Source organism: Streptomyces sp. STR69 (assembly GCF_024519455.1).
GTDB lineage: Bacteria > Actinomycetota > Actinomycetes > Streptomycetales > Streptomycetaceae > Streptomyces.
The window spans coordinates 231,680-245,507 of the sequence record NZ_JALJRY010000009.1 but is presented as its reverse complement, the minus strand read 5'-3'; the positions used below and the strand labels follow the sequence as shown (position 1 = coordinate 245,507).

General features: G+C 69.6%; 10 protein-coding genes. 2 read left to right on the top strand and 8 right to left on the bottom strand.

The features are described from left to right. Window positions 1–139: 139 nt before the first annotated feature. Window positions 140–1,759 carry a PucR family transcriptional regulator gene (locus OC490_RS19235; RefSeq protein ID WP_262059176.1) on the bottom strand — a complete coding sequence of 540 codons (1,620 nt, stop codon included), beginning with the start codon at window positions 1,757–1,759 and terminating at the stop codon, window positions 140–142. Between the two features lie 156 nt (window positions 1,760–1,915). Next, window positions 1,916–4,318, bottom strand: a complete 2,403-nt coding sequence (locus OC490_RS19230; protein WP_262059175.1) for an ATP/GTP-binding protein — start codon at window positions 4,316–4,318, stop codon at window positions 1,916–1,918. A 265-nt stretch (window positions 4,319–4,583) separates the two neighbouring features. Between OC490_RS19230 and gabT the strand changes: the two genes are divergently transcribed. Beyond that, window positions 4,584–5,918: a 4-aminobutyrate--2-oxoglutarate transaminase gene (gabT, locus tag OC490_RS19225; RefSeq protein WP_262059174.1), complete on the top strand. Its 1,335-nt coding sequence runs from the start codon at window positions 4,584–4,586 to the stop codon at window positions 5,916–5,918. Between the two features lie 214 nt (window positions 5,919–6,132). Beyond that, window positions 6,133–6,972 carry a phosphatase PAP2 family protein gene (locus tag OC490_RS19220; protein WP_262059173.1) on the top strand — a complete coding sequence of 280 codons (840 nt, stop codon included), beginning with the start codon at window positions 6,133–6,135 and terminating at the stop codon, window positions 6,970–6,972. Here the strand turns inward: OC490_RS19220 and OC490_RS19215 are convergent. From OC490_RS19215 to OC490_RS19190, 6 genes are all read right to left on the bottom strand, one after another. Further along, window positions 6,960–8,732, bottom strand: a complete 1,773-nt coding sequence (locus OC490_RS19215; RefSeq protein ID WP_262059252.1) for a glycoside hydrolase family 18 protein — start codon at window positions 8,730–8,732, stop codon at window positions 6,960–6,962. The two genes, OC490_RS19220 and OC490_RS19215, sit on opposite strands and share 13 nt — an antisense overlap. Before the next feature lie 163 nt (window positions 8,733–8,895). Further along, complete coding sequence (locus OC490_RS19210; RefSeq protein WP_262059172.1) at window positions 8,896–9,348, bottom strand: bifunctional DNA primase/polymerase; 453 nt, start codon at window positions 9,346–9,348, stop codon at window positions 8,896–8,898. 130 nt (window positions 9,349–9,478) lie between these two features. Further along, window positions 9,479–10,906: an NAD(P)/FAD-dependent oxidoreductase gene (locus OC490_RS19205; RefSeq protein WP_262059171.1), complete on the bottom strand. Its 1,428-nt coding sequence runs from the start codon at window positions 10,904–10,906 to the stop codon at window positions 9,479–9,481. Between the two features lie 38 nt (window positions 10,907–10,944). Continuing rightward, a complete protein-coding gene (locus tag OC490_RS19200; protein WP_262059170.1) occupies window positions 10,945–11,745 on the bottom strand; it encodes an ABC transporter permease in 801 nt (266 codons plus the stop codon). Then, complete coding sequence (locus tag OC490_RS19195) at window positions 11,746–12,672, bottom strand: ABC transporter permease (protein ID WP_262059169.1); 927 nt, start codon at window positions 12,670–12,672, stop codon at window positions 11,746–11,748. Beyond that, entirely contained in the window at window positions 12,672–13,826 is a 1,155-nt protein-coding gene (locus OC490_RS19190) for an ABC transporter ATP-binding protein (RefSeq protein WP_262059168.1), read from the bottom strand. The genes OC490_RS19195 and OC490_RS19190 overlap by 1 nt, the downstream gene beginning before the upstream one ends. Window positions 13,827–13,828: the final 2 nt, after the last annotated feature.

The window sequence follows — 13,828 nt, the reverse complement described above, 5'->3', positions numbered from 1 at the left end:
GGCCCTTCCGCGTTGGGGGTGGTCTTGGGGCTTCTCGGTCAACCGTAGGTGCGGGGAGGCTGCGGTGCGTTTAGCCGAGTCGTAGTGGTACCGGACGGGAACAGTACAGTTCGGCAGGGCCCTCACTCGGCGGAGGCTGTCACTCCGCCTCGGCTGTCGCCTTCAGCGCGAGCCACAGCTCCATCCGTACGTCCGGATCGTCGAGCGACCTGCCGAGGATCTCCTCCACCCGCCGCATCCGGTACCGCAGCGTGTGCCGGTGCACGCCGAGGTCGGCCGCCGCCGCGTCCCACTGGCCGTGCCGGGACAGCCACGCCCGGAGCGAAGCGACCAGGTCCCCGCGCCCGGTCGCGTCGTGCTCGGAGAGCGGCCGTAGCAGCCCGTCCGCGAAGGCCCGTACCGCGTCGTCGGCGAGCAACGGCAGCACCGACCCGGCGGCCAGCTGCTCGTGCTCGACGAACACCCGCCCGCGCCGCCGGGCCACCGACAGCGCCTGCTCGGCCTGTTTGTAGGCGGCAGCGGCGGCGCTGGGCCCGGCCGGCGCCGAGAGCCCGACGACCGGTTCGTCGTCCTCACCCTGCTCCCGTACGTCGGCGGATGCGCGCTCGGCCTCCAGCGCCGCCGCGTACTCCCGGCAGGCCTCGACAGCCGCGCCACCGTCGACGGCGAGCACGACGAGCCGCTCCGGCGGATGCGCCCCTTGCGGCCCTTGCAGCCCTTGCGGTCCTTCCGGTACGACGAGCACGGCCTCCCCGGAGCGGGCCGCCGCCGACTCGATGACCTCGGCGAGTCCGCCCAGCGGATCACGGTCCGCGCCGGTGCCCTCCCCCAGGATCACCCGGAACGGTGCGTCGAGGAGCGCTCCGAACAGTTCCCCGGCGACCGCCCGCGCATGGTCCGGCTGCCCGGCGAGCAGCATCCGCAGCACCGCGGCGCCGATCCGCTGCTCGGCGGCCTGCAGGGACCGTGAGCGCTCCGTGGTGAGCGTGAGGAGGGCGATCGCCGAGTGGACGGCGTACCGTTCCGCCGTCCCGAGCGCGGCGGCGGTGCCCACCGCGAGGGCTGCTTTCGGCCGCCGTCCGGTGCCGAGGGAGTGCAGTTCGACGCGGTCCTCGTTGTCCGGGCCGCCCACCACGGAGGAGGCCGGGGCGGGCCGGTCCCGCAGCCGTTCCACGTCCGCCGTGAGCCGGGCGGCCCGGCGGCCGGCCCACTCCGGTGCGGTGGCGACGACGGCGCCGGACGTGTCATAGAGCGCGGCCCACCCGTCGACCTGCGCGGCGAGCGCGGCGAGCAGCCCCTCCGGGCCGTCGGCGAGAGCCTGCCTGGTCAACTCCCGCTGCGCGGCGAACCCCGCCGTAACGGCCCGGTACTGGTCGGCGGCGATGGCGGCGGAGACGGCCTTGCTGATCGCGATGAACGGGGTCCGCCGGGGCACTTCGAGCAGCGGCAGCCCCTCCTCCGCCGCGGTGTCGACCAGTGCCTTCGGAATCTCGTCGTAATTGACCCCGACGGCGAACCCGAGCCCCACGACCCCCGCGCCCACCAGCCGCTTCACATACCGCCGCATGGCCTTGGGATCCTCCGCGTCCAGCTTCAACGCGGTGATCAGCAGCAGTTCCCCACCCTCCATGTACGGCACCGGGTCGGCCAGCTCGCTGACATGGGCCCAGCGCACGGGCACGTCCAGGCGGTCCTCGCCGGCGCGCACGGTGAGCTTGAGCGCGGAGTGGTGGACGAGCGAGGCGAGCGTGGGGGGCATGGGGCCTTCAGATAGAGCAGCGGTGGGAAGGGAGAACGGTGGGAAGGAGTTCGGAAGGGAGAACGAGCGATCATGCCGATCTTTTGGCCGCCTCGTATGAACGGCCTGCCCCGATTCTGCCTCACCGTACGGTCACGACGCCCCCGTATGTCCGCTTCAGCGCCCCGGGCCGCGCAGGTCCACCAGCAGCGGCGGCGCGTGTTCCCCTTTCACACTGGTCAGGGACAACACGGCATGACCGGCCGGCACACCGTGCGCCAACTCGGACGCGGACCAGCGTTCGCGCTCTACCTGGCGGACGGTGACGGCTTCGGTGGTCACGGCCTTGCCGGTGATCAGTTTGCGGAGGGCGTGGATGGCGCGGGTCATGGGCTGGTCGGCGAAGACGGTGTGTTTGGCGACATCCGTGGTCTCCACCCACTCGGTACCCCAGGCCTGCGCGAAGCGGCTGCCGTCCCAGGTCGTGACGCCGGCCAGCGCCATGCGGCAGCCGACCGCGCCGTACAGCGGGCCGTGCAGGGCCTCGGGCACGTCGCCGACGGTCCGCAGGGCAAGGACGACGCCCGCGTCCTCGGAGCGCAGCCGCTGAATACGGCGCAGTGACTCGGTGGTCACGGTGCCGGTGGCGTCGTCGAGAACGAGGCAGGCGAAGTGGCCGCGCTCACGACCCCGCACCACCGCGGTGAACTGCGCGAGGACCAGCCGGGTGAGCAGCCGGGCCGCCTCGTCGTGCCCGTGCTCGGGCAGGTCGATACGGACCCGCAGCGGATGATGAGCGACGGCTCGCAGCGAGAACGGCCGTACGGTCCCGCCCCCCGCTCCGAAGAACTCGGCGAACACCGGGCGGTCGAGCAGTGCGAGCCGGTCGGCGAGGGCCTGGCCGGGGTCGTTGCCACCGCCGGCATGGCGCATGCGGGAGTCGAGTTCGCGCCGCATCATGGCGTGTTTGCCGTCAGTGAGTGCCCCACTCAGCGCCGCCAGCACCCTCGGCTCACCCTCAAGGAGTTCGCGCAGCTCAGGCAGTGCGGGAAACCTCCCGTACGCGGCCCGGTAGGGCCCGAGGAGCTGGGCCAGGGCGCCGGCGGCACGCTGCGTGTCCACCGTGTCGAGGTCGCCGACCAGGGCCTCCGCGAGCAGGGCGGCGGCCTCGTCGGGGTCGCCGGACTCGGCGTACGGGTCGAGGTCGTGGACGGACACCGGGTCCCCGACCCGGACGATCACGTCGAACGCGTCGTCCGGGCCGAGCGGCGCACCGGCCGCGCACACCGCAACGACGGCGCATCGGCCGGTGAGGGCCTGGAGGGTGAGGTTCTCGACCACTGGCCGCACCACGTGCCGTGTCTTTCCGGAGCCCGAGGGTCCGACGACGAGCAGCGAGGTCCCCAGCGTGTCCGGGCCGAGCGCGGTGCCGACGCCGCGGTAGGCGAGCGGGGTGCGCTCACCCGGCGCCCAGCTCCCGATCCGCACCTGACCGACGAGCAGGTCGTGTCGCGCGATGCGGCCGGGCAGGTCACGGGCGCCGGAGGGGTGGATCCAGGCACCGCCGGCGGTACGCAGAACAGTCTGGGTGAAGGAGGCGAGGTCGCCGGTCCGCCGCGCCCGCCTCCAGGCGTGCTCGACGCGCGCACAGTCCACGTCGTTCATCCGCCCCGCCAGCACCTCGTGGGTGAGTACGTCCGCGGCCTCGAACTGCCCCGCCTCCCGCAGCTCGGGCCAGTGCGCCCGGGACCCGGCGGCCGGCGCCTGCTCGGGGACGGCCGTCGGAGCCGCGGTGTCGGGCGGGGCGTTCCGCTCCCGGAGGAGTGGCAGCCAGCCGCCGATACGGGCGAACGGCCAGACGAGCAGCACGCCGATGACCACGTAGAGCACGTTGCCCATCAGCGGCGTGGAGATGAAGTCGTAGCCCCCCGGGAAAAGGAGGATGAGGTGATACACCGGATGTGCTACCGGAAGCGCGCTCCAGCCAACACCGCGGAAGATGCTCGGAACCACGACCAGGTTCAGGGCGATCACGGCGCCCAGCAGGGCGAGCAGCGCCCGCGCCGGCTGCGGGCGGCGGGTGACGAGATGCCGGATGACGTCCAGCCAGCTCCCCAGCCGCCCCATCCCGTAGACGAGGATGGCGAAAAATACGCCGTCGGCGACAATCACGGCGTCGACACCCTTGCCTTTGGGCGTCGTGGTGCCGGCCCACCACCAATCGCCCGGTGTGAGCACCCTCAGCAGTGCCCATTGGTAAGGGATGCTGCCGTGCTTCCACAGCGACCACAGCACCATGCCCACGACGAGCGGGACGACGACGCCGACGACGGTGATCGGTGACAGGCGCTCGGTGGTCTTCTCCGGCTTGGGCTTGCGGTACCCGAACCGCCAGACACCAGGTCCGGCGGCAGGCCTGGGCTCGTTGAGCCAGTCGGCCACGGCGGTGCCGACCGCGCCCGGGGCGTGCGCCGGCCTCGGCGGTACGACGCGCTCCCCCGACATGCCCGCAGGCCCCGCCGGACGCGGTACAGGATTCGCATGCGTGCCCCGTGCGTCCCGCGTCCCGTCGCTGTCCATCGTCCTCGCCCTCGCCCCTTGACCAGCCGTTCCGTGCACCGTCAGCGAGTCAATCTAACGCGCCAGGAAGGGGAGTTCACCGTTTACGCGGCCGGGCCCGCGACAAGCTCCGCGAACCCGGCACTGTCCACGGCGGACAACCCGCGGCGCCGACACCGCCCACATGGAGCATGCCCACCCCTCGCCCCCGGTCCTAGCCTGCGAGAAAGGAAGAAAAAGAAACAGGAAAGCGCGTAAGCGTCCGCACCACCCCCAGGAGCCCCTCATGACCGCACTTCCGCAGGAGCGCCGCGTCGTCACCGCGATCCCCGGCCCGAAGTCCCAGGAACTGCAGGCCCGCCGTACCGCCGCGGTCGCCGCCGGTGTGGGCTCCGTGCTGCCCGTGTTCACCGCGCGCGCGGGCGGCGGGATCATCGAGGACGTCGACGGGAACCGGTTCATCGACTTCGGTTCCGGTATCGCGGTGACGAGTGTCGGCGCCTCCGCCGAGGCCGTCGTCCGCCGGGCCACCGCGCAGCTCGCCGACTTCACCCACACCTGTTTCATGGTCACGCCCTACGAGGGGTACGTGGAAGTCGCCGAGGCGCTCGCCGAGTTGACCCCGGGCGACCACGCCAAGAAGTCCGCGCTGTTCAACTCCGGCGCCGAGGCCGTCGAGAACGCGGTCAAGATCGCGCGTGCCTACACCAAGCGGCAGGCCGTCGTCGTGTTCGACCACGGGTACCACGGGCGGACGAACCTGACCATGGCGCTGACCTCGAAGAACATGCCGTACAAGAACGGGTTCGGGCCCTTCGCGCCCGAGGTGTACCGCGTGCCCGTCGCCTACGGCTACCGCTGGCCGACCGGTCCCGACAACGCCGGTGCCGAGGCCTCCGCACAGGCCATCGACATGATCAACAAGCAGATCGGTGCCGACAACGTCGCCGCGATCATCATCGAGCCGGTGCTCGGCGAGGGCGGTTTCATCGAGCCGGCGAAGGGCTTCCTGCCCGCGCTGAGTGAATTCGCCAAGGCCAACGGGATCGTCTTCGTCGCGGACGAGATCCAGTCCGGGTTCTGCCGTACGGGTCAGTGGTTCGCGTGTGAGGACGAGGGTGTCGTGCCCGACCTGATCACCACCGCAAAGGGGATTGCCGGAGGGCTGCCGCTCGCCGCCGTGACCGGTCGCGCCGAGATCATGGACGCCGCGCACGCCGGTGGGCTCGGTGGTACGTACGGCGGCAACCCCGTCGCCTGCGCCGGTGCCCTCGGCGCGATCGAGACCATGAAGGAACTCGACCTCAACGCCAAGGCCAAGAACATCGAGGCCGTGATGAAGGCCCGGCTCGGCGCCATGGCCGAGAAGTTCGACATCATCGGCGAGGTGCGGGGGCGCGGCGCGATGATCGCCATCGAGCTGGTCAAGGACCGTACGACCAAGGAGCCGAACCCGGAGGCCACGGCCGCGCTCGCCAAGGCCTGCCACCAGGAGGGCCTGCTGGTCCTGACCTGTGGCACCTACGGCAACGTCCTCCGCTTCCTGCCCCCGCTGGTCATCGGGGACGACCTGCTGAGCGAGGGGCTCGACATCATCGAGCAGGCGTTCGCACGCATCTGAGCCACCCTCTCCCGTACTTCCCGGCCACACGGAACCCGCAGCTCCCGCACAGAAGCCGCACCTCACGCGTCCCACCCGCCCCAGCCCTTTCGTCCTCCGTGATTCACAGGCTGGGGCGGCGGGCGTCAGGCCGTGTGAAGAAGGTGTGCGGGGTGCATGACGGGACGCGAATCCGCCTGTCTTCCCTCCAGTCACTGCCGTAGGTTCTACCCAGATGAGAGATACACCCCGCCCACAGGGGACTGTGGGCGACTTCAGGACGAGGCCTCCCCAGCTTCGCCCTGGTCGTGCCCTCGCGCACACAACAGGAGCCTCTGGCTCCGAATCTCCTCACCGATCGGACAGTCGCCCGCCCCAAACCCCCCGGGGCGGCCGACCCGCCGATCCGGACGGCCGGCCTGGAACTACCCCCCCTGTTCCAGGTCGGCCGACCTCCTTTCTCTGGCTGTTTCTCGCCCTTCCCGCACTCCTCTTCGCGCTGATCACCTGGCAGGTCGCCGCCGACGGCCCGCTCCTCCGCCTGGACGAGCGCCTGAGCCGCGCACTCGTCCACCCGGACCGCGTCTCCGAACTCCTCGCCGACCTCGGCAACATCCAGGTCGCGGTTCCCGTCCTGGTCGTCGCGCTCGGCTACGTCGCCCTGCGCGGCCGTGCCACAGGTACGGACCGCTGGTGGGTGCCACCTCTCGCGGCGGCCGTACTGATGGCCCTGGTCCCGGCGCTGATCGTCCCGGTCAAGGAACTGATCGCCCGCGGCGGCACCCCGGCCGTCCCGCCCGGCACCGGCTACTACCCCTCCGGCCACACGGCCACCGCGATGATCGCGTACGGCGCCTCGACGCTCGTCCTCCTTCCTTGGCTCCGGACGTCGTACGCCCGTCGCGGAGCCGTCGCGATCTGCGTCCTCCTCGTCGCGTGCGTCAGCTTCGGGCTGGTCCGGCGGGGCTACCACTGGCCGCTGGACGTGGTGGCCAGCTGGTGCCTCGGGACCGTGCTGCTCGCGTCGCTGCGGCTGTTCCTCGGCCGCTTTGCGAGCGGGCCTCAGCCGAAGTAGCCGTCGAACGTCTTCTGGAACTCCCAGTTCGAGTAGCGGTCCCAGTTGATCGACCAGGTCATCAGGCCGCGCAGCGTCGGCCAGGTCCCGTGGGTCGGGTACGAGCCGCAACTCACCTTCTTCGTCAGGCAGTCCAGGGTTTTCGTGACCTCGGCGGGGGCCACGTAGCCGTTGCCCGCGTTGACCGACGCCGGCATGCCGATGGCGATCTGGTCGGGGCGCAGGGCCGGGAACATGTTGTTCGTGTCGCCCGCCACCGGGAAGCCGGTGAGCAGCATGTCGGTCATCGCGATGTGGAAGTCGGCGCCGCCCATGGTGTGGTACTGCCCGTCGAGGCCCATGATCGGGCCCGAGTTGTAGTCCTGGACGTGCAGCAGGGTGAGGTCGTCGCGCAGGGCGTAGATGACGGGCAGATACGCCCCGCACCTCGGGTCCTGGCCGCCGAACTTGCCGGTGCCGTAGAACTGGTAGCCCATCTGCACGAAGAAGGTCTCGGGCGCCATGCTGAGCACGAACTTCGAGCCGTACTTGGCCTTCAGGGTCTTCAGGGCCGCGATCAGGTTGACCACCACGGGAGTTGTGGGGCTCTTGAAGTTGGTGTCGCTCGTGTCGAGGGAGAGCGAGTGGCCCTCGAAGTCGATGTCGAGGCCGTCGAGTCCGTAGGTGTCGATGATGTTCGAGACGGATGAGACGAAGGTGTCCCTCGCCGCCGTGGTGGTCAGTTGGACCTGGCCGTTGGCGCCGCCGATGGAGATCAGCACCTTCTTCCCTGCCGCCTGTTTGGCTTTGACGGCCGCCTTGAAGTCGGCGTCGCTCTCGACGTTCGCGCACTCGCTGGCCGGGCAGCGGTTGAAGCGGATGTCGCCCGAGGTGGCCGAGGTGGGTTCACCGAAGGCCAGGTCGATGACGTCCCAGCTGTCGGGGACGTCGGCCAGCCGTGTGTAGCCGGAGCCGTTGGCGAAGCTCGCGTGGAGATAGCCGACCAGGGCGTGGGTGGGCAGTCCGGTGCTCGGGCCCGAGCCGGTGGACGTCGTCGCGGTGACCGCCGTCGACTTCGCGGACTCGCCCGCGTCGTTCACCGCCGTGACCTGGAAGCTGTACGCCGTCGCGGCCGACAGTCCGCTCACGGTGGCCGAAGTGCCGCTCGCCGTCTGGACTTTCACTCCGCCGCGGTAGATCGCGTAGCTCGTCGCACCGGTGACGGCGGACCAGGAGAGGGCGACGGACGAGGAGGTGACGGTGCCGACGGCGAGGCCTGTGGGGGTGGTCGGCGGTTGTCCCGGGTCGACTGCCGGGCCGGTGAGGGAGATGTCGTCGGCGTAGTAGGCGCCGGTGGCATACCAGCCATGGGTGTAGATCGTGACCTTGGTGGTGGACGGGCCGGTGGTGAAACTCGTCGTCAACCGCTGCCAGTCGGGGGCCGATTGGGTCCAGGTGGAGACGTCTGTGGTGCCGGTGCCGCTCGCGCCGAGGTAGACGTAGCTGCCGCGGACGTAACCGGCCAGCGAGTAGGAAGAGTTCGGTTTCACGGTCACCGTCTGCGCGCACTGGGCGTAGTCGTTGCCGGCCGGGGTCGCCTGCAACGCCGAACTGCCGCCGTGTACGGGCGACTTGACGGTCGTACCGCTGCTCGCGGTACAGGACCAGCCGTCGAGGCCGGACTCGAAGCCTCCGTTCTTCGCGAGATCCGCGTCGGCCGCACGGGCGGCCGACGAGAGTGCGGTGATGCCGGGTACGGCCAGCAGGGCGGCCGTGAGCATGGCGAGGACGGGTCTGGAGCGATCCACAAGTGCCTCCGGGCATGGGGGAATTGGAGGGGTGGAGCGCGCCCAATTTGGTCCAGACCAATTGCCGTTGTCAAGACATGCGCGGTCAGGACATCCGCTGTCTCCGCTGTCGAGGCATCTGCCGGCTACCCGTCCATCACTGCTCCCCCTCCGTCGCCAGCCCCGCCGCCGCCTCGTGCATGGCGAGTTCGAGGAGTGCGGGATCGGTGAGGGTGCCGGAGCCGTCCGGCGGTACCAGCCAGCGGACTCCGCCGGTCGACCGGCCGGGGTACGGTACGACGATCCAGGTGCCGGGTCCGGCCGTACGGATCCCGGTGCCGAGCCAGCGGGCCGCGGTACCGGGCGGCACCAGGAAACCCATCCTCGCGTCGCCGAAGTCGACGAGTACCGGGCCCGGTTGATCGATGACCCGGGTGAGCACGTCGAGCGTGGGATAACCGAGCTCACCCGGCAGGATGAGTACGTCCCAGGCCTTGCCTGCGGGCAGCAGCGCGATCCCCAGGGGATTGCGCTCCCATTCCCAGCGGCAGGCCTCGGGATCCGGAGCCACGGATGCCAGCCACTCGACGGCCGTCTTCGCCCCAGTCATGAGGAGACCTCCCTTTCTCATGTCGACGCTGGTCGCGTCACAGGAGAGAGGGAGGTCTTCCGTCGGCATTACGCGGGTTCCGGCTCCTCGAAGGAGTGAACCGGATCACACCCGCCGAAGCAGCCGGGACTCAACTGTCGAAGCCGAGGCCCAGCTTGTCCATCGTCTTCAGCCACAGGTTGCGCCGGCCGCCGTGCGCATCCGCGTGCGCCAGCGACCACTTGGTGAGCGCGATGCCGGTCCAGGCGAAGGGCTCGGGCGGGAAGGGGAGTGGCTTCTTGCGGACCATCTCCAGTTCCGTGCGCTCGGTCCGCTCCCCCGCGAGCAGGTCCAGCATCACGTCCGCGCCGAAGCGGGTCGCGCCGACACCGAGCCCGGTGAAGCCCGCCGCGTAGGCCACCTTGCCCTGGTGGGCGGTGCCGAAGAACGCCGAGAAGCGCGAGCAGGTGTCGATCGCGCCGCCCCACGCGTGCGAGAAGCCCAGCCCCTCCAACTGCGGGAAACAGGTGAAGAAGTGCTCCGCGAGCTTGGCGTACGTCTCCGGCCGGTCGTCGTACTCGGCGCGCACCCGGCCGCCGTACGGGTAGATCGCGTCGTAACCGCCCCACAGGATGCGGTTGTCGGCGGAGAGCCGGAAGTAGTGGAACTGGTTCGCCGAATCCCCGAGCCCCTGACGGTTCTTCCAGCCGATCGACGCCAACTGGTCGGCGGAGAGCGGCTCGGTCATCAGCGCGTAGTCGTAGACGGGGACGGTGTACGAGCGGACGCGCTTGACCAGGTTCGGGAAGATGTTGGTGCCGAGCGCGACCCGGCGGGCGCGGACCGAGCCGTACGGCGTGCGTACGGCCATGCCGGCGCCGTACGGCTTGAGGGCGAGGGCGGGGGTGTGCTCGTAGACGCGGACGCCGAGCCCGAGGCAGGCGCGCTTCAACCCCCAGGCCAGCTTTGCCGGGTTGAGCATCGCGACGCCCCGGCTGTCGTACAGGCCGGCCAGGAAGGTCGGCGAGTCGACCTGTTCACGGACCGCTTCGGCGTCGAGGAACTCGGTCCCGTCGGCGAGGCCCTTGCTCTCCAACTCGCCGTACCAGTCGTGGAGTTCCTCGGCCTGGTGCGGTTCGGTGGCTACGTCGATCTCGCCGGTGCGCTCGAACTCGCAGTCCAGGGAGTAGCGGGCGACCGCGCTCTCGATCTCGTCGAGATTGCGGGCGCCCAGCTCCTCCAGTTTGTGGATCTCGTCGGGCCAGCGGGTGAGGCCGTTGGACAGGCCGTGGGTGAGGGAGGCGGCGCAGAAGCCGCCGTTGCGGCCCGAGGCGGCCCAGCCCGCCTCGCGGCCTTCCAGCAGAACGACATCCCGCTGCGGGTCGCGCTCTTTCGCGATGAGCGCGGTCCACAGTCCGCTGTAGCCGCCGCCGACGACCAGCAGGTCGCAGGTCTCGGCGCCGGTGAGCGCGGGCTCGGGGTGGGGCTTGCCGGGGTCGTCCAGCCAGTACGGGACCGGCCGGGCTTCGGACAGGGACTTCGTCCAATTGGTGTTACGGCTCATGGCGCTTGGGGCCATGATTTCAACTCCCTACAGGGCTCACAGGGTTATTGCGGTTATGCCTTTACCTTGTTGCGGCGGTTGGTGATCACCATGGAAACGAGCACCAACAATACGGCGACGAGGAACATGGCCGTACCGATGACATTGATCTGAACGGGTGTCCCGCGCTGCGCCGAACCCCAGACGAACATGGGGAAGGTGACGGTCGAACCCGCGTTGAAATTGGTGATGATGAAATCGTCGAAGGAGAGCGCGAAGGAGAGCAGCGCGCCCGCCGCGATTCCGGGGGCCGCGATGGGGAGGGTGACTCGGACGAACGTCTGCACCGGGCCGGCGTAGAGGTCCCGGGCCGCCTCCTCCAGGCGCGGGTCCATCGACATCACGCGCGCCTTGACGGCGGTGACGACGAAGCTGAGGCAGAACATGATGTGGGCGATCAGGATGGTGTAGAAGCCCAGTTGGGCGCCCATGTTGAGGAACAGGGTGAGCAGCGAGGCCGCCATGACGACCTCGGGCATCGCCATCGGCAGGAAGATCAGCGAGTTGACGGCGCCGCGGGCGCGGAAACGGTAGCGGACCAGTGCGAAGGCGATCATCGTGCCGAGGACGGTGGCGCCGATGGTCGCCCAGACGGCGATCTGGAGGCTGATGGAGAGCGAGCCGCACATGTCGGCGACACCGCACGGCTGCTTCCAGGCGTCCAGCGAGAACTGCTGCCACTCGTAATTGAAGCGCCCCTTCGGCTTGTTGAAGGAGAACACCGTGACGATGACGTTCGGGAGAAGGAGATATCCGAGCGTCAACAGGCCGGCGATGACGACGAAATGGCGCTTGAACCAGCGTACGACTGCCATTTAGACCAGATCCTCCGTCCCGGACTTGCGAATGTAGATGGTCACCATGGCGAGAATGGCGGCCATGAGGACGAAGGAGAGTGCCGCCGCCGTCGGGTAGTCCAGGATGCGCAGGAACTGCGTCTGGATGACGTTGCCGATCATGCGGGTGTCGGTGGAGCCGAGGAGTTCGGCGTTGACGTAGTCACCGGCCGCCGGGATGAAGGTCAGCAGGGTGCCGGAGACGACGCCGGGCATCGACAGCGGGAAGGTGACCTTGCGGAAGGTGGTGAACGGCTTGGCGTAGAGGTCGCCGGCCGCCTCGTGCAGCCGTCCGTCGATGCGCTCCAGCGAGGTGTAGAGCGGCAGGACCATGAACGGCAGGAAGTTGTACGTCAGTCCGCAGACCACCGCGAGCGGAGTGGCGAGGACGCGGTCGCCCGAGGTCCAGCCGAGCCAGTTGGTGACGTCCAGGACGTGCAGCGTGTTGAGGGCGCCGACGACCGGGCCGCTGTCCGCGAGGATCGTCTTCCAGGCGAGCGTGCGGATCAGGAAGCTGGTGAAGAAGGGCGCGATCACCAGGATCATGATCAGGTTGCGCCAGCGTCCCGCGCGGAACGCGATGAGGTACGCGAGCGGGTAGCCGAGCAGCAGACAGAGGATGGTCGCGGCGGCGGCGTAGAGGCCCGAGCGCACGAACTGCGGCCAGTACTCGGACACCGCGTCCCAGTAGGTCGCGAAGTGCCAGGTGACCTTGTAACCGTCCTCCAGGGAGCCCGTCTGGATCGACGTGGAGCCCTGGTAGATCATCGGCAGCGCGAAGAAGATGATCAGCCAGAGAATGCCGGGCAGCAGCAGCCAGTACGGCGTCCAGCGGCCCCGCCTCTTGCGCGGAGGCTTCTCCTCCGGCGCGGGCGCCAGGGGCGGCGCCTCGGTGACAGCGGCCATCAGGCGGCCTCCTCCTCGGTGTCGACGCCCGCGTCGATGTCCTGCGCCGCGTCGAGGCCGAAGGTGTGGGCCGGGTTCCAGTGCAGGACGACGTCGGCGCCGGGCCGCAGCCGGGCGTCGCGGTCGATGTTCTGGGCGTAGACCTCGAACTCGGGGCAGACCGGGCTGTCGATGACGTACTGGGTGGAGACGCCGATGAAGCTGGAGTCGACGATCTTGCCGGTGATGCGGTTGCGGCCGGCCGGGATCTCGCCCGCTTCGTCGGCGTGCGTCAGGGTGATCTTCTCGGGCCGTACGCCGACCAGGACCTTGCCCCCGGTCGTCGTGGGCGCGGAACATCGCGACTCGGGGAGGACGAGCTTGCCGCCGCCCGCCTTGAGGACGATGTCGTCGCCGGACTTGGAGTCGACCTCGGCCTCGATGAGGTTGGAGGTGCCGAGGAAGTTGGCGACGAAGGTGGTGTTCGGGTTCTCGTAGAGGTCGCTGGGCGAGCCGAGCTGCTCGACGCGGCCCGCGTTCATCACGGCGACCGTGTCGGCCATGGTCATGGCCTCCTCCTGGTCGTGCGTGACGTGGACGAAGGTGATGCCGACCTCGGTCTGGATGCGCTTGAGCTCCAGCTGCATCTGGCGGCGCAGCTTGAGGTCGAGGGCGCCGAGGGGCTCGTCGAGGAGCAGCACCTTGGGGTGGTTGATCAGCGCGCGGGCCACCGCGACCCGCTGCTGCTGGCCGCCGGAGAGCTGGTGCGGCTTCTTCCGTGCCTGCTCGCCGAGTTGGACGAGGTCGAGCATGTCGACGACCTGCTGCTTCACCGACTTGATGCCGCGCCGGCGCAGACCGAAGGCGACGTTCTCGAAGATGTCGAGGTGCGGGAAGAGGGCGTAGGACTGGAAGACGGTGTTCACCGGCCGCTTGTACGGCGGGAGGTTGGTGACCTCCTGGTCGCCGAGGTGAACGGTGCCGGAGGAAGGTTCCTCCAGTCCCGCGATCATGCGCAGGGTGGTGGTCTTGCCGCAGCCGGAGGCGCCGAGCAGGGCGAAGAAGGAACCCTGGGGCACGGTCAGGTCGAGCGGCTGTACGGCGGTGAAGCCGTTGTCGTAGGTCTTGCTGATACCGGAGAGGCGGACGTCGCCGCTGTTGTCCTTGGTGTTCATCG

What these genes read in the sequence shown, in the direction of transcription:
- OC490_RS19210 (WP_262059172.1), bottom strand. Translation starts at nt 9,348, where the DNA reads ATGACTGGGGCGAAGACGGCCGTCGAGTGGCTGGCATCCGTGGCTCCG.
- OC490_RS19230 (WP_262059175.1), bottom strand. Translation starts at nt 4,318, where the DNA reads ATGGACAGCGACGGGACGCGGGACGCACGGGGCACGCATGCGAATCCT.
- OC490_RS19215 (WP_262059252.1), bottom strand. Translation starts at nt 8,732, where the DNA reads ATGCTCACGGCCGCCCTGCTGGCCGTACCCGGCATCACCGCACTCTCG.
- OC490_RS19200 (WP_262059170.1), bottom strand. Translation starts at nt 11,745, where the DNA reads ATGGCAGTCGTACGCTGGTTCAAGCGCCATTTCGTCGTCATCGCCGGC.
- OC490_RS19220 (WP_262059173.1), top strand. Translation starts at nt 6,133, where the DNA reads ATGAGAGATACACCCCGCCCACAGGGGACTGTGGGCGACTTCAGGACG.
- OC490_RS19235 (WP_262059176.1), bottom strand. Translation starts at nt 1,759, where the DNA reads ATGCCCCCCACGCTCGCCTCGCTCGTCCACCACTCCGCGCTCAAGCTC.
- OC490_RS19195 (WP_262059169.1), bottom strand. Translation starts at nt 12,672, where the DNA reads ATGGCCGCTGTCACCGAGGCGCCGCCCCTGGCGCCCGCGCCGGAGGAG.
- OC490_RS19205 (WP_262059171.1), bottom strand. Translation starts at nt 10,906, where the DNA reads ATGGCCCCAAGCGCCATGAGCCGTAACACCAATTGGACGAAGTCCCTG.
- gabT (WP_262059174.1), top strand. Translation starts at nt 4,584, where the DNA reads ATGACCGCACTTCCGCAGGAGCGCCGCGTCGTCACCGCGATCCCCGGC.
- OC490_RS19190 (WP_262059168.1), bottom strand. Translation starts at nt 13,826, where the DNA reads ATGAACACCAAGGACAACAGCGGCGACGTCCGCCTCTCCGGTATCAGC.